Here is a 22,491-nt window from a genome sequence, read left to right as displayed (position 1 = left end):
CTCCTTGCCGCATGATCGTGGTTCATCCGTCAGACCTGCAGGATCGATGAGACGAGAAGCTGCGTATAGGGCTCGCGCGGGTCGTCGAGGACCCGGTCCGTCAATCCCTGTTCGATGACGGCGCCGTCCTTCATCACCATCATCCGGTGCGACAGGAGCCGAGCCACGGCGAGGTCGTGCGTGACGATGATCGCCGAAAGCCCCAGATCGTGCACGAGCCCGCGCAAGAGGTCGAGCAGGCGTGCCTGCACGGAGACGTCGAGGCCGCCTGTCGGCTCGTCCATGAAGACGAGGCGCGGTGCGGTCACGAGATTGCGGGCGATCTGCAGGCGCTGGCGCATGCCGCCGGAAAAGGCGCGCGGCTGGTCGTCGATGCGGTCCTCGCCGATCTCGACGCGCCTCAGCCAGTCGGTGGCGGTGGCGCGGATCCTGCCGTAGTGCCGGCCGCCGACCGCCATCAGCCGCTCGCCTACATTGGCACCGGCCGTGACCGTCATCCGAAGCCCGTCGGCCGGATTCTGGTGGACGAAGCCCCAGTCGGTGCGCATCAGGAAGCGGCGCTCCGCTTCGCCCATGCGCGCGAGATCGCGGTACTGCCCGTCGCGCATGCGGTATTCGACAATGCCGGAGGTCGGCGTCAGCCGCGTAGACAGGCAGGAGAGCAGGGTCGTCTTGCCGGAGCCGGACTCGCCGACGATCGCGAGCACTTCGCCGGAATAGAGCTCGAAGGAAACATTTAGGCAGCCGATGCGGCTCCCGTAGAATTTCGAGACATCATTGACCTTGAGGAGCGGTGCAGCGCTCATTGGGCGGCCTCCTTTCCTAGATGCTCGGGACGAGCGAGCATGGGGCCCGCATGACCATGCGCCTGTCTGTCCTCGCAATGGTCGGTGTCGGAGCAGACGAACATGCGTCCGCCTTTGTCATCGAGCACCACCTCGTCGAGATAGACGTTTTCGGCGCCGCAGAGCGCGCAGGGTCTGTCGAAGGCCTGAATCTCGAAGGGATGGTCCTCGAAGTCGAGGCTGACGACTTCGGTAAAGGGCGGCACGGCATAAATGCGCTTTTCGCGGCCGGCGCCGAAAAGCTGCAGCGCTCCCGACATGCGCATCTTCGGATTGTCGAATTTCGGCGTCGGCGAGGGGTCCATGACATAGCGGTCCTCGACTTTGACCGGATAGGCGTAGGTGGTAGCGATGTGGCCGTTGCGGGCGATATCCTCGTAGAGCTTCACATGCATGAGGCCGTATTCCTCGAGCGCATGCATCTTGCGCGTCTCCGTTTCGCGCGGTTCCAGGAAGCGCAAGGGTTCGGGAATCGGCACCTGATAGACGAGCGTCTGCCCCTCTTTCAGCGGTTCCTCCGGAATGCGATGCCGCGTCTGGATGATCGTCGCCTCCTTCGTTCTCGTGGTGACCGCGACACTGGCGACCTTCTGGAAGAAGGCGCGGATCGAGACGGCATTGGTGGTATCGTCGGCGCCCTGGTCGATGACCTTCAGCACATCGTCAGGTCCGAGGATCGCGGCGGTGACCTGCACGCCGCCGGTGCCCCAGCCATAGGGCATCGGCATTTCGCGCGAGGCAAAAGGCACCTGATACCCGGGAATGGCGATCGCCTTCAGGATCGCCCGTCGGATCATCCGCTTCGTCTGTTCGTCGAGATAGGCGAAATTGTAGGTGGCGAGGTCGTTCATTCGGCTGCCTCTTTCCTGTCGCCGGCATTGCCGGCGTCCTCGTATTCACGGCGCATGCGACGCACCAGGTCGAGCTCCGCCTGGAAGTCGACGTAATGCGGCAGTTTCAGATGCTCGACGAAGCCGGTCGCCAGGACGTTGTCGGCATGCGAGATGACGAATTCCTGGTCCTGGGCGGGCGCGACGATATCCTCGCCGAACTCGTCGGTCCTGAGTGCCCTGTCCACGAGCGACATCGACATGGCCTTGCGCTCGCTCTGGCCGAAGACGAGGCCGTAGCCGCGGGTGAATTGCGGCGGCTCGCTCGCCGATCCCTTGAACTGATTGACCATCTGGCATTCGGTCACGTGGATTGTCCCGAGCGAAACGGCGAAGCCAAGTTCCGGCAGGTCGAGTTCGACCTCGACTTCGCCGATGCGGATCTCGCCGACGAAGGGGTGGGTGCGGCCGTAGCCGCGCTGGGTGGAGTAGGCGAGCGCCAGGAGGAAGCCCTCGTCGCCGCGGGCGAGCGCCTGCAGGCGGAGATCGCGCGCCATCGGGAACTCCATCGGCTCGCGCGTGAGATCGCCCGCGACATGACCCTCCGGCATTTCCCCGTCACCCTCGATCAGACGCTCGTCGTCAAGAATATCGGAGACGCGCATGACCGCTTCGCCCGGCTCCTTGCGGGCCGGTTCGGCGACCGATTCGTCGCCGATCAGCGAGGGGTCGAGCAGGCGGTGGGTATAGTCGAAGGTCGGCCCGAGGAGCTGGCCACCAGGCAGGTCCTTGTAGGTTGCCGAGATGCGCCGTTCGATCTTCATCTTCGCCGTGTCGATCGGCCGGGAAGAAGCGAAGCGGGGCAGGGTGGTGCGGTAGGCGCGCAGGATGAAGATCGCCTCGATCATGTCGCCGCGCGCCTGGCGCACGGCGAGGGCGGCAAGCGACCGGTCGTAGAGCGAAGCTTCCGCCATGACGCGGTCGACGGCCAGGCCGAGCTGCTCGATGACCTGTTCGATGGTGATCGCCGGCAGCGCGCGATCGCCGCGGCGGCGGTCGGCGAGCAGGCGGTGGGCATTGGCGATGGCGGCTTCCCCACCCTTGACGGCTACATACATGCTCTCACTCCTCGGTTGACAGCCTGGTCGTGCGCGGCAGGCAGAGAACGCCTTCTTCGGTCGTCAGCACCAAATCGACCCCGCGGGGGAAGATCGCCCGGTTGGTGGCCCAGAGATCGAGAAAGACGTTGGGCAGCCCTTTCGGCGCAACGACGGCCTCGCCCTTGATACCCGGTCCGCGCGCGGTCATTCGGCGCCCGCCCGTCAGGGCCTCGACCTCGATCACCAGGGTCGTCGAGCGATCGGGATATTCCTGCGAACCGAGCGCGTACTGGTCGAAGCCCGGAATGGGGCCGCCTTTGTCGATGAAGGCGAAGCGGGCCTCGGCCTTGATTTCCGTGAGCCCGGCGCCCGTGTGGAAGGCGATCCATTGCGGCACCGCGGATCTGGAGAGCGCCGGAGAGAGCCAGACGGGGGTATCGTGGTCGCAAAGCGTGAGCGCGACCGCACCGCTGACCTGGCCGAGCGGAGACGGCGGTTCGGCGGGCGCCGAAAGGCGTCCGATGGAGCCGGGCCGGGCGAAGCAGTCCATCAGCATGCGAAAGACCGATTGTGCCGAAAAGACCGGGTCGGCAAAGGCGCCGGCATAGATTTGCGACTGGGCGCCCATCAATCTTCTCCGCGGACCATGGTGAAGAAATCGACGCGGGTCGCAGCCGTTTCCTCGGCCTTGCGGCGTTCCTCTGCCAGAAGGCGCGCCGCGATCTGCCGGTGCAGTGCTTCGACGGCGGGTTTGGAGGCCGGGTTCTGATAGATCGCGTCGAAGATCGCCGCAAGGCGGGCGCGCTCCTTGTCGGTTCCGAGCAATTGTCCATGACCGATCTCGCCGCTCGAAAGCCGGACCGTCGCACGGGTCACCGTCGCCTCGCCGAGGTTGAACGGGTCGCCGCCACCGCCGATACGGCCGCGCACCATGACGAGGCCCGTTTCGGGGCCGCGCACCGCCGCCACTTCCGGCTTGTCGGCGATAGCCTGCCAGGCGGCGGCGAGCTCGGCACGCGTGGCGCGAGCGAGAAGCCGCATGGCTTCGCGCCGTTCGGCAGCCGGTTCCGCAAGTCCGTCATGCTTTTCTGTCGCGTTCATGTTCATACCCTTAAATGTCTATTGATCTAGACAAATATACATCTTATGCCTTTCCTTAGCCTTCGCAAGTGACAGGCCTGTGACATCGGGGAGGAAAATGGTGGCAAGGAAGACCGTGGAGCGGCAGACGGGGGTTGCGCTCTGGCGGCAGATCGCCGACCGCGTAAGACTTGCGATCAGCAATGGCGATTACGACGCGACGGGAATGGTGCCGCCGGAGACGGCGCTGGCGCGCGAGTTCGGCGTCAACCGTCACACGGTGCGCAGTGCGTTGGCAGCGCTTGCAGAAGAGGGGCTGGTGCGCGCCGTGCAGGGGCGCGGCACGCTGATCGAGCGCAAGGGCCGGGTGACGTATCCGATCTCCCGGCGGACCCGTTTTTCTGCAGGGCTCGGCGGTCAGGTAAAGGAAATCGGCTCACAACTGCTCGCTCACAGGGAGGTGCAGGCAAGCGGCGAAGTCGCGGCCGCTCTTGCGCTTCCGCCGGGCGCCTTCGTGGTGGAACTGCAGTCGGTCAGCAGCGGCGACGGGCGGCCGCTCTCGGCGACCATCGCCTATTTTCCGGCCGGCCGGTTTCCCGAGATGGCGCAGCGATACGCGCGCCTCGGTTCCGTCACCAAGGCCTTCGCGGCACAAGGGCTAGACGACTATGTTCGCGTCTCGACGGAGATTGTCGCCCGGCACGCCGATGCGGAGGAGCTCAAGCTGCTCAACCTTTCGGCCGGCGCAATCGTCATCGAGGCGCTCTCGGTCAATGCTGACCTTGAGGGGCGGCCCATCGAATACTCGCGCACGCGCTTTGCCGCCGATCGGATGAAGTTCAGGATCGAGACCTAGATCACTGATCCTCGCTTTGCCGGCGGCCGATTGTGGCACGGGCGCCGCATTTCCGACGAGTTTTTGCCGCATCTATTAAATCCTGCATCAGGATCCACGCATTGTTTTCTTTTGGGGGAGAACAGAAATGGCGACGTGGCGACCCGATCCTTCCTTTTATCCATCACCGCGCATGGCTGCAAAGGCACCCAAGGAGACCCTTGCCTATGTTGCCGCCTTCGACCCGGACCGGAAGCGGCCGGACGCGATCGCGGTCGTCGATGTCGATCCGGCGTCGGCGACCTACTCACAGATCGTCGGGCAGGTCGAGATGCCGAATGTCGGGGACGAGCTTCACCATTTCGGCTGGAATGCCTGCTCGTCCTGCCTTTGTCCCAATGCGCCGCATCCGCATGTGGAGCGCCGCTATCTGGTCGTACCGGGATTGCGGTCGTCGCGGCTCCACATCATCGACACCAAGCCGGACCCCAGGAAGCCTGAGATCGTCCGCGTCATCGAGCCGTCGGAGATTGCCGAAAAGGCAAATTATTCACGACTGCACACGATTCATTGCGGCCCGGAGGGCATTTATGTCAATGCACTCGCCGACCGCGACGGCAACGCGCCCGGCGGCATCTTCCTGCTCGACCACGACAGTTTCGACGTGCTTGGGCAGTGGGAGATGGATCGCGGGCCGCAGAAGCTCGCCTATGATTTCTGGTGGCATCTCGGCCACGACACGATGATCACCAGCGAGTGGGGAACACCAGACACTTTCGAGAACGGCCTCGTTCCCGAGGTGTTGCTCGCTTCGAAATATGGGCGGAGGCTGCATTTCTGGGATCTCACCAGGCGCAAGCACGTGCAGGAGATCGATTTCGGCGAGGAGCACCAACTCGTTTTCGAACTGCGCCCAGCCCACGATCCGACCAAGGCCTATGGCTTCGTCGGCTGCGTCATCAGCCTGAAGGACCTCTCCGCCTCGATCTGGACCTGGTATCGCGAGGGCAATCAATGGGCGGTGAAGAAGGTGATCGAGATTCCGGCGGAGCCCGCCGATCCGGAACTCCTGCCGCCCGTGCTCAAGGGGTTTCAGGCCGTCCCGCCGCTCGTCACCGACATCGATCTCTCGATGGACGATCGTTTTCTCTATGTCTCCTGCTGGGGCACCGGCGACATGATCCAGTACGACGTTTCCGATCCTTTCGCGCCGAAGGAGGCCGGCCGTGTGCGGATCGGCGGGATCGTAGCGCGCGCGAGCCATCCGAAGGCCCCGAATGGCGCGCTCAACGGCGGGCCGCAGATGGTGGAAATCAGCCGCGACGGCAAGCGCATCTATTTCACCAACTCGCTCTATGGCGCGATCGACCCGCAATTCTATCCGGAAGGCATCGATGGCTGGATGGTGAAGCTCGACGTCGGCGACAGTGGCGGCATTGCGGTCGACGAAAAATTCTTCGTCGATTGGCCGAAGGGTCATCGGCCCCATCAGGTTCGATTGGAAGGCGGCGATTGCTCTTCGGATTCCTACTGCTATCCTTGAACGGAACTGGGTAGTGTGAAGGCAGGCGGCGGCCCCTCGCGTGCAGCCACCTTCTCCCCGCTGGCGGGGAGAAGGGATATACCGCGCCGCCGAAAGACTCCTTCTCGCCGCGTGCAGGGGGAGGGGCAACCGGCCTCCGACAGTTCGATTTGAAGGATGAACTCTGAGGAGTGTGGGACTGTGCGGCCGCACCGGAGCAAATGACGAATATCTGGCCATGGCTTTCGCTGGCGGGCCTCGGGGCGTTCCACGGCGCAAACCCGGCAATGGGCTGGCTCTTCGCCGTGGCGCTCGGCCTTCACCGGCAAAGTGCGCGGATCGTCTGGTTGTCCCTCGTGCCGATAGCACTCGGTCATGCCGTTTCCATTGCGATGGTGTTGGCCGTCGTCACGGCATTCGGGGCCGTCCTGGACTTGCGGAACCTGCAACTTGCCGCCGCCATCCTCATTCTCGGCCTCGCCGGCTATTACGGCATATACGGGCACCGCCACCGCGTGACGGTCGGTATGCGCACCGGCATGGCCGGACTTGCGCTCTGGTCCTTCCTGATGGCGACGAGCCATGGTGCCGGGCTGATGCTGGTGCCGGCGGTGATGAGCCTCTGCCTCACGGATCATGCCGCGATCACCGGGATGAGCAGTTCGCTACCCATCTCTCTTGCCGCAGTCGGCGTTCATACGGGCGCGATGCTCACCGTGATCGCTGCGATCGCGCTCATCGTTTTCGCCTGGGTCGGTCTTGCCGCCCTGCGGACAGCCTGGATCAATTTCGACCGCCTCTGGACGCTGGCGCTCGGGGCAACCGGAATCATTCTGCTGATTTCATGAGCGTTCAGGCGGTTCCCGTGAGTTCCTCTTCCCGCTGGGCCTTCACATAGGCGATGTAACCGCGCACGTCGGCGGCCGGTTCGGAATAGGCCGTCCCGAGCGCCTTCTCCATCGCTTCCATATGGGTCGTCGCCCAAGCCGGCAGCGGGTACTCGATCGCCTCCAGGAATTCGAGCGTCGCGGCCAGCCTGATGTCGGCGATCGACGGCTGGTCGCCGCCGATAAAGGGCTTGCCGGCCATGTAAAAGGTATGGAAGACCTCCAGCGGTTCTGCAAGCGCATCCGCGGCGGCCTTGCGGGCCTGCTCCTTCGTGTCATGGTCGGCATCGGTATAGCCGACCTCGCCCGGATATTGCGGGAAGTGCAGAGCCGGATAGGTGGCCCGTGCGAGATAGGGATAGAAGGTGCCGATCAGGTAGAACATGGCGCTGTCGATCATCGCGCGCCTCTCCGGATCCTTCGGATAGAACTGGTCGAGACTGTGCTTGTTGCAGAGATATTGCATGATGGCGCAGCTTTCCCAGAGCGCGCCCCTGGGCAGGTCCGCCGTTTCGATCATCGGCGTCAGATGCGAGGGGGCCTTCGCCAGATATTCGGGGGTACGCGTCTGCCCGTAGACGTCGTGCTCGGTGAAGTCGAGACCTGCTGCCCGCAGGAACACGCGAACCGTCATGTTGTTGACGCTGGGCTTGATCACATTGAGTATTATCTTCGACATGATTGAACCTCCGTTCCTCAGTAGGGATTCTTCGGGGCGCGATCGGCCGACAGCGTCGGTCGCGAGCGTTGCATGAGTGCTTCGATCGCATCGGCGAGATGCACTTCGGCAATGGCGTAGTCGCCGCGCGCCACCCGGATTTGATGCGCCTCCATCAGCACCGCGGCATGGGTATGGCCGGCCGGCGGTTCGAAACGGTAGGAGGCAAGTTCTATCAGGAGGCCGAGTGGGTCCTCGAAATAGATCGAATCCATGAAGCCGCGGTCCTTGACGCCACTGTGGCTGATCTCCCGCTCGTTCAGCCGCTCCACCGCCTGCTGGAAGGTGGCTCGCGAAACGGCGAAGGCGATGTGGTGGACGCAGCCGATATCCGTCGGCGTGCGGCTCGGATCGGGCTTGCGGTTTTCGTCCGTGAATATGGTGATCAGCCGGCCGTCGCCCGGGTCGAAATAGAGGTGACTTTCCGATGCCCGGTCGAGGTTCGGCTGTTCGAAGATGAAGGGCATGCCGAGCACGCCTTCCCAGAAGTCGATCGATGTCCGGCGGTCCGCGCCGACCAGAGTGATGTGATGGACCCCTTGCGATTGCAGCTTTCGCATTGCCCGTCCTCCCTGTGGAGCCCGCGCATCGCTGCGGTAGTTCGCTCGTCCGGCGCGGCTCAATCCTGATTGTCCCCCATGGCGGCCGGAACGCAAGGCCGAATTCCGGAGCGTGCGGGATCAGATGTTGCGCCGCTTTCCCTCGATCAGGTCGAGCACCGCGCGGGCGGCATCGAGCACAGGGGTGCCGGGGCCGAAGACGGCGGAGACGCCGTTGTCCATCAGGTAATCATAGTCCTGCCGCGGAATAACGCCGCCGCAGACGACGATGATGTCCTGGCCGCCGCGCGTCTTCAGTGCTTCCGCAAGCTGCGGCATCAGCGTCTTGTGGCCGGCCGCAAGCGAGGAGACGCCGATGACGGTGACTTCTTCCGCAAGTGCCAAATCGGCGGCCTCCTCCGGCGTCTGGAACAGCGGCCCGGCGACGACGTCGAAGCCGATGTCGCCAAAGGCAGACGCGATCACCTTGGCGCCGCGGTCGTGACCGTCCTGACCGAGTTTGGCGACCATGATCTTCGGCTTGTGACCGAGCCGCTTCGTCACCTCGCCGAGCCGGTCGGCGAGCACGCCGAGTTCCGGATCGCCCTGATAGGCCTTTCCATAGATGTCGGTGACCACTTCCGGCACGGCGGTGTAGTCGCCGAAGGCCTGGCGCATCGCTTCCGAGATTTCGCCGACGGTTGCGCGTGACCGTGCAGCCTCGACGGCCGCGGCTAGCAGGTTCCCCCTGCCGCTCACCGCCACTTCGGCCAAGGCTTCCAGCGCTGCCTTTACCTTCAGCGAGTCGCGGCGCCGTTTGGTCTCCTCGATCCTCTTGATTTGCGCCGCGCGGACCGCAGCGTTGTCGATCTGGAGGATGTCGATCGGATGCTCGTTCTCGAGGCGATACTTGTTGACGCCGACGATGACCTCCTCGCCGCGGTCGACCGCCGCCTGGCGGCGGGTTGCGGCCTCTTCGATCAGCCGCTTCGGCAGCCCGGCATTGACCGCCCTCGTCATGCCGCCGAGCGCCTCGACCTCATCGATCAGGGCCCAGGCCTTTATCGCAAGCTCGTTCGTCAGGCTTTCTACGTAATAGGAGCCGGCGAGCGGATCGACGACCTTGGTCACGCTGGTCTCGTGCTGCAGGATCAATTGCGTGTTGCGGGCGATGCGGGCGGAAAATTCCGTCGGCAGCGCGATCGCCTCGTCGAAGGAGTTGGTGTGCAGCGATTGCGCGCCGCCGAGCACCGCCGACATCGCCTCGAAGGCGGTGCGGATGATGTTGTTGTAGGGATCCTGCTCGGCAAGCGACACGCCAGAGGTCTGGCAGTGCGTCCTAAGCATCAGCGATGACGGCTTTTGCGGATTGAACTCCTTCATGATGCGGGTCCAGAGCAGCCGTGCAGCACGCAGCTTCGCTGCCTCCATGAAGAAGTTCATGCCGATTGCGAAGAAGAAGGAGAGCCGGCCGGCGAAATCGTCGACGTTCAACCCCTTGGCAAGCGCCGCCCGCACATATTCGCGCCCGTCGGCGAGCGTGAAGGCGAGTTCCTGGACAAGCGTCGCGCCCGCCTCCTGCATGTGATAGCCGGAGATCGAAATCGAGTTGAACTTCGGCATCTCTCTCGCCGTATATTCGATAATGTCCGCGACGATCCGCATCGAAGGCTCGGGCGGGTAGATATAGGTGTTGCGGACCATGAACTCTTTCAGGATGTCGTTCTGGATGGTCCCGGAGAGTTTGTCGCGCGAGACACCCTGTTCCTCGCCGGTGACGATGAAATTGGCGAGGATCGGGATCACCGCCCCGTTCATCGTCATCGAGACGGAGATTTTTTCGAGCGGGATGCCGTCGAACAGGATTTTCATGTCCTCGGCCGAGTCGATCGCCACTCCTGCCTTGCCGACGTCGCCGACGACACGTGGATGATCGCTGTCATAGCCGCGATGGGTGGCAAGGTCGAAAGCGACGGAAACGCCTTGCTGCCCGGCGGCGAGGTTCCTGCGGTAGAAGGCGTTGGATTCCTCCGCCGTAGAAAAGCCGGCATATTGCCGGATTGTCCAGGCGCGCCCTGCATACATGGTGGCGCGCGGTCCGCGCACGAACGGCTCCAGGCCAGGCAGCGAGTCGAGGTGCCGGAGATCGGCGAGGTCGTCGCGCGTGTAGAGCGGTTTGACCGCGATACCCTCCGGCGTCTGCCAGACGAGGCTTTCGGGGGAGGCCTTCAGCTCCTTTTCAGCGACGGCTTCCCAATCCTTGATGGTCTTCTCAGTCATCGCATTCGCTCCGAATTACGCTTCGTCGGTCATTGGTATCCGGCTGCCGCCAATTGTGGGCAGCCCCTCATCCGGCTGCCGCCACCTTCTCCCCGCGCGCGGAGAGAAGGGAGATGCCGCGCCGTCTCATTCCCCTCTCCCCGCGTGCGGGGAGAGGGTCAGTCCTCGGGTTAACCCGAGGAGAGGGGCAATTTGCCAGGGTCGCGGTGCTGGGCGAGTGCCATCACTCGAACTCCATAATCAATTCGTCGACCGCCAGGCTCGCACCGGCGGGGATGGCCACGCGCTTCACTGTGGCGCGCTTCTCCGCCCTTAGGATGTTCTCCATCTTCATCGCCTCGACGACGGCTAGCGACTGTCCCGCCTCGACCGTGTCGCCTTCTTTCACCGCGATCGAGGTTACGACGCCGGGCATCGGGCAGAGCAGCATCTTCGAGGTGTCCGGCGGCTGCTTCTTCGGCATCAGACGGGCGAGCTCGGCGACGCGCGGACTTCGAACGCGCGCGACCACGTCGACGCCGCGCCAGCGCAGCCTGATGCCAGTTCCGGCGAGTTCGACCTTCACGGCCATTGGCTGATTGTCGATGTTGAAGGTGGCGAGCGTGCGGCCCGGAACCCAGTCGGTGGCAACGGAAATGATGCTGTCGTCGGAGAAGCGGATATAGGCACCGTCGGCGGAGGTGCCGCAGGTAACCTGATACTCCCGATCGGCGAGGCTTGCCACCCACTCGTAGCCAACGACCCGGCGATGGTTGCCGATCGTACCGGAAATCTGACTGGCGCGCTCCTGCAGTGCCTGGTTGACCGTCACCGCGACGGCGGCCAATCGCTTCACGGAAGCCTCGTCCGGCGCGACGCCCTGGAAGCCGTCCTTGAATTCCTCTGCGATATAAGCGGTGGTCAGCCGCCCTTCTCGAAAGCGCTCCTGCTGCATCACGGCGGAGAGGAAGGGCAGGTTATGGCCGATGCCCTCGACCTCGAAGGCGTCGAGTGCGTCCGCCATCGCGTCGACGGCCGTTGCCCTGTCCGGCGCCCAGGTGCAGAGCTTGGCGATCATCGGATCGTAATGAAGCGAGATCTCGCCGCCCTCGAAAACGCCGGTATCGTTGCGGATGATCTTGCCGTCCTCCCGCCGGCCCTCCGCTGGCGGACGATAGCGAGTCAGCCGGCCGATCGAGGGCAGGAAGTTGCGGTAGGGATCTTCCGCATAGAGCCGGCTTTCGATTGCCCAGCCCTCGAGCTTCACGTCTTTTTGGCGGAAAGCGAGCTCCTCGCCGGCGGCAACGCGGATCATCTGCTCGACGAGGTCGAGGCCGGTCACCAGTTCCGTCACCGGATGCTCGACCTGCAGCCTTGTGTTCATCTCCAGGAAGTAGAAGTTGCGGTCCGCGTCGACGATGAATTCGACGGTGCCGGCCGAATGGTAGCCGACGGCTTTTGCGAGCGCGACCGCCTGCTCGCCCATGGCGCGCCGCGTCTTCTCGTTGAGGAAGGGCGAGGGCGCTTCCTCGATCACCTTCTGGTTCCGCCGCTGGATTGAGCATTCACGCTCGCCGAGATGGACGATGTTGCCATGCTGATCGCCGAGCACTTGAATCTCGATGTGGCGGGGCTCGGTCACGAATTTCTCGATGAAGATGCGATCATCGCCAAATGAGCTCTTCGCCTCGTTCTTCGAAGACTGGAAACCCTCGCGCGCCTCGCGCTCGTTCCAGGCAATGCGCATGCCCTTGCCGCCGCCGCCGGCGGACGCCTTGATCATCACCGGAAAGCCGATCGATGCGGCGATACGCGCGGCCTCGTCCGCGTCCCCGATCAGCCCCATATGGCCGGGGACGGTCGAGACGCCCGCTGCCGCGGCAAGCTTCTTCGAGGTGATCTTGTCGCCCATCGCCTCAATGGCGCGAACCGGCGGCCCGATGAAGGCGATGCCCGCCTTCTCCAGCGCCGCGGCGAAGGCGGCGTTTTCCGACAGGAAGCCGTAGCCCGGGTGGACGGCATCGGCGCCGGTCTTGTGGATAGCCTCGAGGATGTTCTCGATGGCGATATAGGACTGACTGGAGGGCGACGGGCCGATATGCACGGCCTCGTCCGCCATGCGCACATGCATGGCATCGCGGTCGACATCGGAATAGACGGCCACAGTCGCAATGCCGAGCCTCTTCGCGGTTCGGATGACGCGGCAGGCGATTTCGCCGCGATTGGCGATGAGGATTTTGTTGAACATGCGTTTCTCTTTGAATCCTTTGTGTCGCATCAGCGCCTGAACTTTCGTCGGTAGGGCAGAAGCGCAATGGAAGAGGCCGCCACAGCGCCGCCGAAGAGAAGGGCAAAGGGGCTAACCACCATAGCCGTGGCCAGGAAGGGGTTGGCCGAGCGGGCGATGTGCGTACCGACCGCGCCGACGTTCAGCCAGATCAGCGCAGTGGCGACGGCAGTGCCGACGAGCACGCCGTAAAGGGCGTTTAGGGCCAAGTAGCGCAGCATCTGCCAGTGGTCGCGGCGGGCGGCCTCGGGCGTCATTTCCGGGTTCGGCTCGTGGCTCATGGCGGGCTCCGTCAAAGCGGGATCGTGTCGTGCTTCTTCCAGCGCGTCTCCATCTGCTTGTTGCGCAGCGACGCAAAGGCGCGGGCGATGCGGCGGCGCGAGGAGTGCGGCATGATCACCTCGTCGATGAAGCCGCGCTCGGCGGCGACGAAGGGATTGGCGAAGCGCTCCTCGTATTCCTTCGTGCGTGCGGCGATCTTCTCCGGGGCTCCGAGTTCGGAGCGGTAGAGGATCTCGGTCGCACCCTTGGCGCCCATTACGGCGATCTCGGCGGTCGGCCAGGCATAGTTGATGTCGGCGCCGATGTGTTTCGAGGCCATGACATCATAGGCGCCGCCATAGGCCTTGCGGGTGATCAGCGTCACCATCGGCACGGTCGCCTGGCTGTAGGCGAAAAGCAGCTTGGCGCCGTGCTTGATGACGCCGCCATATTCCTGGGCGGTGCCGGGCAGGAAGCCGGGTACGTCGACGAGCGTCAGGATCGGGATCGAGAAGGCGTCGCAGAAGCGCACGAAGCGGGCGGCCTTGCGTGAGGAATCGATGTCGAGGCAGCCGGCGAGCACCATCGGCTGGTTGCCGACAACGCCGACCGTCTCGCCTTCGAGCCGGATGAAGCCGGTGATTATGTTGCGGGCGAATTCCGGCTGCAACTCGAAGAAGTCGCCCTCGTCGGCCACCGCGAAAATAAGCTCCTTCATATCGTAGGGCTTGGCGGCGCTCTCCGGGATGAGGCTGTCGAGCCGCATTTCGATGCGCGCCGGGTCGTCATGGAAGGGCCGGACCGGCGGCTTCTCGCGGTTGTTGAGCGGCAGGAAATCGAAAAGCCGCCGGACCTCTTCGAGCGCTTCGATGTCGTTCTCAAATGCGCCGTCGGCCACGGAGGATTTGGTGGTATGCGTGCGGGCGCCGCCAAGTTCCTCCGCCGTGACGATCTCGTTCGTCACCGTCTTAACCACATCCGGGCCGGTCACGAACATGTAGGAGCTGTCACGCACCATGAAGATGAAATCGGTCATCGCCGGCGAATAGACGGCGCCACCGGCGCAAGGCCCCATGATCACCGATATCTGCGGGATGACGCCGGAAACCTCGGCATTGCGGCGAAACACTTCGGCATAGCCGGCAAGCGATGCGACGCCTTCCTGGATGCGGGCGCCGCCGGAATCGTTGAGGCCGATCACCGGCGCGCCGTTTCGGACGGCCATGTCCATGATCTTGCAGATCTTCTGCGCGTGCGTTTCCGAAAGCGAGCCGCCAAGCACGGTGAAATCCTGGGAAAAGACATAGACCTGCCGCCCGTTGATCGTACCCCAGCCGGTGACGACGCCGTCGCCCGCGATCTTCTGGTCCGCCATGCCGAAGTCGACGCAGCGATGGGTGACATACATGTCGTATTCTTCGAAGGAGTCCTCGTCGAGCAGCACCTCGATGCGCTCGCGCGCGGTCAGCTTGCCCTTGCCATGCTGCGCTTCGATGCGGCGTGCGCCGCCGCCCGCACGGGCCTGAGCCCGGCGGGCTTCCACCTGTTCGAGTATCGCGCGCATCGTCTCTCCTCCCGATTTCTTGCTGATTGTGCAGAGGCTTCGCCTCCTTCGCAATAGCGCGACGGGCCCGATGGCAAAACGGTCGAACATGTGCAAATGTGGAATTTGGAAAAATGTGAAACGTAAATTGCAAAGTTGCAAAATGGCGATCGGAAAGCTCTATATCGGCCGCAAGGTCAGGGAACTCCGGGAAGCAAACCGGGCGACGCAGGGACAGTTCGCCGAGCGCATCGGCATCTCGACCAGCTACCTCAACCAGATCGAAAACAATCAGCGGCCGGTCTCGGCCGCCGTTCTGCTGGCGCTTGCGGAGAAGTTTCAGATCGCCATTGCCGAGCTTTCCTCGGGCGAGGGCGACCGGTTGCTGTCGGCGCTCTCGGAAGCCTTGAGCGATCCCCTGTTCGAGGTCTATTCGTCGAGCCTGCAGGAATTGAAACTCGTCGTTCAGAACGCGCCGGGACTCGCCCATGCGCTGGTCAAGTGCCACCAGGCCTATCGCCGCAACAGCGAACAGCTTGCCAGCATCGACGACACGATCGGCCGCGATGCCGCCGTCGTCGAGACCACCCCGTACGAGGAAGTGCGCGACTTCTTCCACTTCGTCGACAACTATATCCATGAGATAGATTTGCTCGCCGAGCATTTGGCCGGCGAGCTCGGCCTCGGCGAGGGCGACAACCACGCTGCGCTCGCCAACTACCTCGAGCAGCGGCATGGCGTGCGTGTCGTGCGCGGTGCCGCCGGCGACGAGGCGATCCGCCGTTTCGACTCGCGTGCCCGCACCTTGACGCTCAATCCTTACGCGCCGGCGCCGACGCGCGACTTCCAGCTCGCGCTGCAGGTCGCCCAGCTTCATGGCCGTGAGGAGATCGACCGGGTGGCGGGTAGCGCCGGCTTCCGCACGGAGGAGGCCTATGAGATCTGTCGGATCGGGCTGCAGAACTATTTCGCCGGCGCTCTCATCCTGCCCTACCAAGCCTTTCTTAAGGCGGCGCGCGAGCTGCGCCATGACATCGAGCTCATCGCCGCCCGCTTCGGCGCATCGCTGGAGCAGGTCTGCCATCGGCTCTCGACGCTGCAGAGGCCGGGACAGAAAGGTATCCCGATCTTTTTCGCGCGCATCGACCGGGCCGGCAACATCACCAAGCGCCACAGCGCCGCCAAGCTGCAATTCGCCCGTTTCGGTGCCGCCTGCCCGCTCTGGAACGTACATCAGGCCTTCGAGACCCCGGGCCGGATCATTCGCCAGCTCGCCGAGACGCCGGATGGCGTGCGTTACCTTTGTCTGGCGACGCAGATCACCAAGGGTGGAGGCGGCTATCGCGCGGCGCATCCACGCTATGCCTTGGCGCTCGGTTGCGAGATCTCCTATGCGGACGCTTTCGTCTATGCCGACGACATGGACCTCGGCAACCGCGCCGCCTTCGACCCGATCGGCATTTCCTGCCGCATCTGCGAGCGCACGAAATGCGCCAGCCGCGCCGTGCCGCCGCTCAAGCGTAAGCTCATTGTCGACCATGACATGCGCGCCGCTCTGCCGTATCGTTTGAGCGAGAACTGAGCGTCGCTCATGCGATTTCTGTTCGTTTTTGAACAGATACTGTGAGAATTTGCCTCTGTGCCTGTACGCAATTTGGTGTAACACCACGGCACATGGTCAATATGCGGGTCAGGGAGGGCATGCATATGGATTTTCGCCTGTCGGAGGAGCAGGAGGCCATCCGCGCGATGGCGCTCGATTTCGCGCGCGACGAACTCGCGCCTCGCGCGATCGACTGGGACCAGCAGAAGCATTTTCCGGTTGACACGTTGCGCGCCGCCGCAGCGCTCGGCATGGCCGGCATCTATGTGCGCGACGACATCGGCGGCACGGGGCTCACCCGTCTCGATGCGGCAATCATCATCGAGGCGCTGGCGACCGGCTGCCCGGCGATTGCCTCCTTCGTGTCGATCCACAACATGTGCGCCGGCATGATCGACCGCTACGGCACGGACGCGCAGCGCCGGCAATTCTTGCCGCGGCTTCTGACCATGGAGGCCCTGGCGAGCTATTGCCTCACGGAGCCCGGTTCCGGCTCGGACGCGGCGGCGCTGAAGACCAGGGCCGTGCGCGAGGGCGGCGCCTATCTGCTGACGGGTCAGAAGCAGTTCATTTCCGGTGCCGGCGAATCTGGCCTCTATATCGTGATGGCGCGCACCGGCGAAGAGGGGCCGAAAGGCATTTCCGCCTTTATCGTCGAGAAGGACACTCCGGGACTCACCTTCGGCGCCAATGAGAAGAAGATGGGCTGGCATGCCCAGCCGACCCGGGCGGTGATGCTCGACAATGTCCGCGTGCCGGCCGAGAACCGGCTCGGTGCCGAGGGCGAAGGTTTCAGGATCGCCATGGCCGGCCTCGATGGCGGACGGCTGAACATCGCCGCCGCCTCGCTCGGCGGCGCCCAGGCCGCCTTCGACAAGGCGCTCGCCTATGTTGAGGAGCGGCGCGCCTTCGGGCGCGCGATCGGCGAGTTCCAGGCGCTGCAGTTCCGGCTCGCCGACATGGCGACCGATCTCGAGATCGCCCGCACCTTTCTCTGGAGGGCGGCCGCGGCGCTGGACGCGGCGGATCCGGAGGCGACCAAGCTCTGCGCCATGGCCAAACGCTTTGTCACAGACCGCTGCTTTGCCGTCGCCAATGACGCGCTGCAATTGCACGGCGGCTACGGCTATCTCGCCGATTGTGGCGTCGAGAAGATTGTCAGGGACCTGAGGGTGCACCAGATACTCGAAGGGACCAACGAGATCATGCGGCTGATCGTCTCGCGGGCGATCATGGGCCGCAAATAGGAAGGATAGTTGATGGAGATGCAGACCGCTCTTCCGGCAGTCATCGTCGAGCGCGACGGCGCGATCGGCAGGCTCCGGCTCAACCGGCCGCGGGCGCTGAACAGTTTGAACCGCGCCATGATCCGCACCATCGACAAGGCTCTGACCGAATTCGAGCGCGACCCGGCCATCGCCGCCGTCCTCGTCACTGGGGAAGGGGAGCGTGGGCTTTGCGCCGGCGGCGACATCCGCATGATCTATGAGAGCGGCCGCGAGCGCCCGGAGGAAGGGGCCCAGTTCTGGCGCGAGGAATTCATCGTCAACAGCCGCATCTCCGCGTTTCCAAAGCCCTACATTGCGATCATGGATGGCATCGTCATGGGCGGTGGTGTGGGTATATCCGCCCATGGCAGCCATAGGATCGTCACGGAGCGCACCAGACTCGCCATGCCGGAAACGGGGATCGGCTATTTCACCGATGTCGGCGCGACCTGGCTCTTGCCGCGTGCGCCGGGGGAGTTCGGCACCTATCTTGGTTTGACCGGCCGCGACATCGGCTCGGCGGCGGCAATCCACGCGCGGCTCGCCGACAGCTTCGTTCCGTCGGAGAAAATCGACGAGCTTCTGGTGGCGCTCGGCAAGCTCCCGCCGTCGGCCACGGCCGAGGAGGTTTCCGCGGCGATCGATGCCGTCTCCGGCGAGCCGCCGGCCTCGGCGCTTCTCGGCCACCTATCCCTCATCGAGCGCTGCTTCGCCTTCGACACGGTGGAGGAAATCCTCGAGGCGCTGAAAGGCGAGCGTTCGGATTTCGCGCAGGAGACGCGGAAGCTTTTGAAAACCAGATCGGCGATCAGCCTGAAGCTGACGCTCAAGATGCTGAGAGCCGGGCGCATCAGCGCGACGCTCAACGAATGCCTGGAGCGGGAATATGCGGCGACGGTCGGCATGCTTTCCAACCCGGATTTCTACGAAGGCGTGCGCGCCGCGGTGATCGACAAGGATCGCAATCCCAGATGGTCGGTCGGGCTTGAGGAGGTGACGTCGCAAGTGCTCGCTCGGTTCGAGCGACATGAGGGCGCGCCGCTTTTTGCCGGCGGGTGAAGACGACCGCTAGCGTGGCGCGACGCGCCGCCGAAAAGAGGACGTTGAGGTGAGGAGGAGAGGATATGACGAAGATCGCCTTTATCGGGCTTGGCAACATGGGTGGGCCGATGGCCGCCAATCTGGTGAAGGCGGGACACGCGGTCACTGGATTCGATCTCTCGGAGGCCTCGCGCAATGCGGCGGCGAAGACGGGCGTTTCCGTAGCCGGATCGATTTCCCAGGCGGTACGCGAAAGCGAATGCGTGGTCACCATGCTGCCGGCGAGTTCGCACGTGCTTTACGTGTGGGATGAACTGCTCGGCTTCGTTGATCCCGGCACGCTCTTGATCGATAGCTCGACGATCGATGTGGAAAGCGCGCGCAAGGTCCATGGCTTCGCCAATACGGCCGGCTGCCTGTCGCTCGATGCGCCGGTATCCGGCGGTACGGCGGGTGCCGCTGCCGGTACGCTCACCTTCATGGTCGGCGGCAGCGAAGGCGCCTTCTCCCGCGGCAAGCACATTCTGGAGGCGATGGGCAAGAAGATCGTGCATTGCGGCGACGCCGGCGCCGGCCAGGCGGCGAAGATCTGCAACAACATGATCCTCGGCGTCTCCATGGCCGTCGTCTGCGAAGCTTTCGTGCTGGCCGAGCGGCTGGGCCTCTCGCACCAGGCGCTCTTCGACGTCGCCTCCACCTCCTCCGGTCAGTGCTGGTCGCTCACGAGCTATTGCCCGGTGCCGGGCCCCGTTCCGGCATCCCCCGCCAACAACGGCTACGAACCGGGATTCATGGCGAGCCTGATGCTGAAGGATCTGAGACTTGCGCAGCAGGCGGCAAGCGCCGCCGGCGCCGCAACGCCAATGGGTGCGCAGGCGGCACAGCTCTACAGCCTTTTCGAGAAGCTCGGCCATGGTGACGAAGATTTCTCCGCACTGATCCGTATGCTGCGCGGCGCGCAGGAGGCAAAGGCGGGATAGGGTCAGGACCTGTTAAATTCATCCATTCTGCGCGGCGGATTTCGCGCCTGACTGCGTCGGGAAGATTTGAAGATGTTCGGCATTTCCCGCATCTTCCCTCCTAACCAGACACGAAATCCGCCGCGCAGAATGGATGAATTTAACAGGTCCTGACCCCTAGGGTCTCGCGTCCCTCACATCTGGACGGTCATGCCGCCATCGACGGTGAGCGTGGTGCCGTTGACGAAGCTTGCCGCCGGCGACGCGAGGAAAACCGCGGCCGGGCCGATCTCTTCCGGCCGCCCCCAGCGTTTCAACGGGATGCGGACCTCGACGAAGGCCTTGAGGTCCGGGTCGACCGCGAGATGGGCATTGGTCTCGGTGGCGAACCAGCCTGGCGCAATCGCGTTGACCGTCAGGTTCTCCGCGCCGAATTCGACCGCCAGCGAGCGCGTCAAAGCCTCGAGCCCGCCCTTGGCCGCCGTATAGGCAGGGTCCCCGGCTCTGGCCGCGAAGGCTGCAATCGACGTCACGAAGATCAACCGACCCGCCGAGGAGCGCTGAAGCAGCGGCAGGGCTGACCTCGCGACCGAATAGGCCGCCGTCAGGTCGGTGTTCAGCAGGGCGGCGAAATCCTGCGGCGCCATCGCCTCCGTGCCGCGCCGGTCCCGCTCGCCGACGGCATGGACGAGGATATCGAGTTGCCCGGTCTCGTCGGTCGCGCGTGCGAGAATTGTCTCGACATCCTGTGTGATGTCGCCCGGTGCGATCGCGACCGAAATCCCGTCGGCGGCAAGGCTTTCGCGTGTTTCCTCGAGATTCTGGCGGCTGCGGCCGTTGATCACCGTCCAGGCACCGGCCCTGGCAAGCGCCTTTGCCATTTCAAGGCCGAGGCCGCGCCCGCCGCCGGTGACCAGCGCAGTCTTGCCTGTGAGATCGAACATGATTGCCTCGCCGCCGCCTGTTTCGGTGGTGGAGACATTTGCAGCGAAGGGCGCCCGGCGCAAGCACGCCCGGGAGAGAAATGACGATTACAGCGCCCCCTTAAGGCTGCGCCGTTTACCGGGATTGTCTTGCGGCCGCCGGGGAGGAGCGACGGCCGCGGCTGACGAGATCAGCTGGAGCTCAGTACGTAGCGGCGGTTGGCGGAAAGTGCCGGGCGCGCGTTCATCGAGTAGAGCGCCGTGAATTTCTCGATGTCCGAGGCCGCCGCTTCGATCGGGGTCTTTGCCACCATCCAGTCGACGATCTCGCTGCAGGGCGGCGTGGTGAGCGAGCCCTCATAGGCCCAATAGTCGAGCGAGGCGGGCAGGAGGCCGTGCGGGTCGACCGCGTCGAGCGCGGCTTCCTCACCGGCCTTCTGTGGGAACTTCGCGGCGAGGCTCGCGAAGGTCGCGTTTTCCGCGCCGGGGGTAATGAAGACGCCGAAGACGCCGAGCGCGCCGGTCTCGGCGTGCTTGTGAACGAAATGCGCCTCCATGGCGAAGCTCTTGCCCTCGGCCAGATGTTCGCTCGGCGCGTGGAAATGGTATTGTACCAGCTCGTAGGTCTTGTCGCCGCGCTTCAGCGTACCGCCGGGTGCGGCCTTCACCTGGATCGTATGGCCGTTGTTGGCGATGCTGCCGCCGCTCTTCCAGTCGAGCCCCAGATCCGGCAGATCCGCCTTGATCGCTTCACGGATGTCGATCGGCGACTGCTGCGAGCCGGCCGAACACGCGGCATTCTCCTCGCTCAGCGAACCCCAATTCTCGGGCCCTTCTTCGCCTTCATAGCTCCAATGCACGCCCTCGGCGGCATAGGCGGTCTCGAGGCAAAGCGGGCAGGCGGCAAGCAGCGCCAGACCCCTGAGGAAATCACGTCTTTCCATTCTTTTTCTTCCTTCTCGAATGCACGCTAAGCGGGTATCGCCCGCGGGGACGGATGCTGTTCTTTCGAACCTGTCCAACAACTGTCGGGCCTGACAAAGATCAAGAAAAGGCTGCGCAAAGTGGATAGAGTCTGCGGAAACGTGCCTGTCCGATCTTATGGCCTATCTGCGCCTCGCGCATCGCTAAAGATTTACGGGGAAATGGGCAGGGTGTACTCTTTTGCCGGGAATGACGGTGGAGACGGGACCATGAGCTTGACGCGCCGCCACATGGTGACCGGGACGATCGGAGCCTTCGCTTGTGTACTGGCTCCCGGCATGAAACGCGTGCGAGCCGCCGACGCGGTCGAAAGCTTCGTCGAGGAATGGACGGGGCGAAGGGCGACGCTTTCGGAACGAGTTCATCTGGACATGCCGGCGGAATTCTCGACCGGCTACACCGTGCCGATGGACATCTTGGTCGACAGCCCGATGACGGAGGCCGACCATGTCAAATCCGTGCGTGTGTTCGCGCCGCAAAATCCGCTCGTCGAAGTCGTGCAGTTCAATTTCGTTCCGGGACGCAGCCTGCCGCGCGTCTCGACCCGCATTCGGCTTGCCGCGCCCCAAAATGTCCTGGCGATTGCCGAGATGAGTGACGGCAGCCTGTTGATGGCGAAGACCTGGGTGGCCGTTGCCACCAATGGATGTCAGTGACACAAGGAGGCGGGCCGTGAGCACCCCCATACCCCGCGTGATGGTTCCGGGCTCGGTGGCGAGAAACGAGGTCTTTACGATCAAGGCCATCATCCAGCACCAGATGGAGACTGGGCTCCGCGCCGACGACACCGGCGCGACGATCCCGCGCAAGATCATCAACCGCTTCGTCTGTCGCCATGGGGGCGTCGAGGTCTTCCGCGTCGATCTGCACGAGGCAGTTTCAGCCAATCCATTCTTCGAGTTCCATCTGCGTGCGACGGAAAGCGGCCGGCTCGAATTTTCCTGGGAGGAGGACGGCGGCGCCACCTATTCGCTGTTTCACGACTTAGTGGTCACCTGACAGGAGGG

At 64.0% G+C, this 22,491-nt stretch carries 22 protein-coding genes; 9 read left to right on the top strand and 13 right to left on the bottom strand.

The features are described from left to right. Positions 1-29 precede the first annotated feature (29 nt). From phnK to phnG, 5 genes are read right to left on the bottom strand one after another with little or no spacing between them, the layout of a single operon-like run. Entirely contained in the window at positions 30-806 is a 777-nt protein-coding gene (gene phnK, locus AC4P1R_RS21390) for a phosphonate C-P lyase system protein PhnK (protein WP_492178728.1), read from the bottom strand. After that, positions 803-1,696 carry an alpha-D-ribose 1-methylphosphonate 5-phosphate C-P-lyase PhnJ gene (locus AC4P1R_RS21385; protein WP_492178727.1) on the bottom strand — a complete coding sequence of 298 codons (894 nt, stop codon included), beginning with the start codon at positions 1,694-1,696 and terminating at the stop codon, positions 803-805. The genes phnK and AC4P1R_RS21385 overlap by 4 nt, the downstream gene beginning before the upstream one ends. Then, positions 1,693-2,793, bottom strand: a complete 1,101-nt coding sequence (locus tag AC4P1R_RS21380; protein WP_492178725.1) for a carbon-phosphorus lyase complex subunit — start codon at positions 2,791-2,793, stop codon at positions 1,693-1,695. The genes AC4P1R_RS21385 and AC4P1R_RS21380 overlap by 4 nt, the downstream gene beginning before the upstream one ends. A gap of 4 nt (positions 2,794-2,797) precedes the next feature. Beyond that, positions 2,798-3,403, bottom strand: coding sequence for a phosphonate C-P lyase system protein PhnH (phnH, locus tag AC4P1R_RS21375; RefSeq protein ID WP_492178724.1), 606 nt, complete (start codon positions 3,401-3,403; stop codon positions 2,798-2,800). Beyond that, positions 3,403-3,876 carry a phosphonate C-P lyase system protein PhnG gene (phnG, locus tag AC4P1R_RS21370; protein WP_492178722.1) on the bottom strand — a complete coding sequence of 158 codons (474 nt, stop codon included), beginning with the start codon at positions 3,874-3,876 and terminating at the stop codon, positions 3,403-3,405. Before phnG ends, phnH begins: the two co-directional genes overlap by 1 nt. Positions 3,877-3,976: 100 nt before the next feature. Between phnG and phnF the strand changes: the two genes are divergently transcribed. The 3 genes from phnF (at position 3,977) to AC4P1R_RS21355 (ending at position 7,060) form a co-directional block, all read left to right on the top strand. Beyond that, on the top strand, positions 3,977-4,711 hold the full coding sequence (gene phnF, locus AC4P1R_RS21365) for a phosphonate metabolism transcriptional regulator PhnF (protein WP_492178721.1): 735 nt from the start codon (positions 3,977-3,979) through the stop codon (positions 4,709-4,711). Between the two features lie 127 nt (positions 4,712-4,838). Continuing rightward, positions 4,839-6,233 (top strand): selenium-binding family protein, encoded by a 1,395-nt coding sequence (locus AC4P1R_RS21360; protein WP_492178719.1) that lies wholly within the window; start codon positions 4,839-4,841, stop codon positions 6,231-6,233. Between the two features lie 200 nt (positions 6,234-6,433). Further along, positions 6,434-7,060: a hypothetical protein gene (locus AC4P1R_RS21355; protein ID WP_492178717.1), complete on the top strand. Its 627-nt coding sequence runs from the start codon at positions 6,434-6,436 to the stop codon at positions 7,058-7,060. A gap of 4 nt (positions 7,061-7,064) precedes the next feature. Here AC4P1R_RS21355 and AC4P1R_RS21350 read toward each other — a convergent pair whose 3' ends face one another. From AC4P1R_RS21350 to AC4P1R_RS21325, 6 genes are all read right to left on the bottom strand, one after another. Continuing rightward, positions 7,065-7,778, bottom strand: a complete 714-nt coding sequence (locus tag AC4P1R_RS21350; protein WP_492178715.1) for a glutathione S-transferase family protein — start codon at positions 7,776-7,778, stop codon at positions 7,065-7,067. 17 nt (positions 7,779-7,795) lie between these two features. Then, a complete protein-coding gene (locus AC4P1R_RS21345; protein WP_492178714.1) occupies positions 7,796-8,377 on the bottom strand; it encodes a VOC family protein in 582 nt (193 codons plus the stop codon). Positions 8,378-8,497: 120 nt separating this feature from the next. Beyond that, positions 8,498-10,636, bottom strand: a complete 2,139-nt coding sequence (gene scpA / locus AC4P1R_RS21340; protein ID WP_492178712.1) for a methylmalonyl-CoA mutase — start codon at positions 10,634-10,636, stop codon at positions 8,498-8,500. Positions 10,637-10,859: 223 nt separating this feature from the next. Further along, the gene (locus AC4P1R_RS21335) at positions 10,860-12,863 is read right to left on the bottom strand and encodes an acetyl-CoA carboxylase biotin carboxylase subunit (RefSeq protein WP_492178710.1); all 2,004 of its coding nucleotides are present in this window, start codon (positions 12,861-12,863) and stop codon (positions 10,860-10,862) included. A 29-nt stretch (positions 12,864-12,892) separates the two neighbouring features. After that, the gene (locus AC4P1R_RS21330; protein WP_492178709.1) at positions 12,893-13,183 is read right to left on the bottom strand and encodes a hypothetical protein; all 291 of its coding nucleotides are present in this window, start codon (positions 13,181-13,183) and stop codon (positions 12,893-12,895) included. An 11-nt stretch (positions 13,184-13,194) separates the two neighbouring features. After that, positions 13,195-14,727 carry an acyl-CoA carboxylase subunit beta gene (locus AC4P1R_RS21325; RefSeq protein WP_492178708.1) on the bottom strand — a complete coding sequence of 511 codons (1,533 nt, stop codon included), beginning with the start codon at positions 14,725-14,727 and terminating at the stop codon, positions 13,195-13,197. Between the two features lie 142 nt (positions 14,728-14,869). Here AC4P1R_RS21325 and AC4P1R_RS21320 point away from each other — a divergent pair, with 142 nt between their 5' ends. From AC4P1R_RS21320 to mmsB, 4 genes are all read left to right on the top strand, one after another. Then, on the top strand, positions 14,870-16,288 hold the full coding sequence (locus tag AC4P1R_RS21320; RefSeq protein ID WP_492178706.1) for a helix-turn-helix domain-containing protein: 1,419 nt from the start codon (positions 14,870-14,872) through the stop codon (positions 16,286-16,288). A 125-nt stretch (positions 16,289-16,413) separates the two neighbouring features. Beyond that, the gene (locus tag AC4P1R_RS21315) at positions 16,414-17,556 is read left to right on the top strand and encodes an isobutyryl-CoA dehydrogenase (protein ID WP_492178705.1); all 1,143 of its coding nucleotides are present in this window, start codon (positions 16,414-16,416) and stop codon (positions 17,554-17,556) included. Positions 17,557-17,568: 12 nt separating this feature from the next. Beyond that, positions 17,569-18,636, top strand: coding sequence for an enoyl-CoA hydratase/isomerase family protein (locus AC4P1R_RS21310; protein ID WP_492178703.1), 1,068 nt, complete (start codon positions 17,569-17,571; stop codon positions 18,634-18,636). A 65-nt stretch (positions 18,637-18,701) separates the two neighbouring features. Next, positions 18,702-19,598: a 3-hydroxyisobutyrate dehydrogenase gene (gene mmsB, locus AC4P1R_RS21305; protein WP_492178702.1), complete on the top strand. Its 897-nt coding sequence runs from the start codon at positions 18,702-18,704 to the stop codon at positions 19,596-19,598. A gap of 173 nt (positions 19,599-19,771) precedes the next feature. Here mmsB and AC4P1R_RS21300 read toward each other — a convergent pair whose 3' ends face one another. Together AC4P1R_RS21300 and AC4P1R_RS21295 are read right to left on the bottom strand one after the other, a co-directional pair. Continuing rightward, a complete protein-coding gene (locus tag AC4P1R_RS21300) occupies positions 19,772-20,521 on the bottom strand; it encodes an SDR family oxidoreductase (protein ID WP_492178701.1) in 750 nt (249 codons plus the stop codon). A gap of 170 nt (positions 20,522-20,691) precedes the next feature. After that, complete coding sequence (locus AC4P1R_RS21295; protein ID WP_492178700.1) at positions 20,692-21,444, bottom strand: carbonic anhydrase; 753 nt, start codon at positions 21,442-21,444, stop codon at positions 20,692-20,694. A gap of 249 nt (positions 21,445-21,693) precedes the next feature. On the opposite strand from AC4P1R_RS21295, the gene AC4P1R_RS21290 reads away from it, so the two are divergent. Together AC4P1R_RS21290 and soxZ are read left to right on the top strand one after the other, a co-directional pair. Then, entirely contained in the window at positions 21,694-22,140 is a 447-nt protein-coding gene (locus tag AC4P1R_RS21290) for a thiosulfate oxidation carrier protein SoxY (RefSeq protein ID WP_492178698.1), read from the top strand. Between the two features lie 40 nt (positions 22,141-22,180). Beyond that, positions 22,181-22,483 carry a thiosulfate oxidation carrier complex protein SoxZ gene (soxZ, locus tag AC4P1R_RS21285; protein WP_492178809.1) on the top strand — a complete coding sequence of 101 codons (303 nt, stop codon included), beginning with the start codon at positions 22,181-22,183 and terminating at the stop codon, positions 22,481-22,483. Positions 22,484-22,491: the final 8 nt, after the last annotated feature.

The organism is Sinorhizobium sp. Y406 (assembly GCF_058732025.1).
This window is presented reverse-complemented; position numbering and strand designations above follow the sequence as displayed.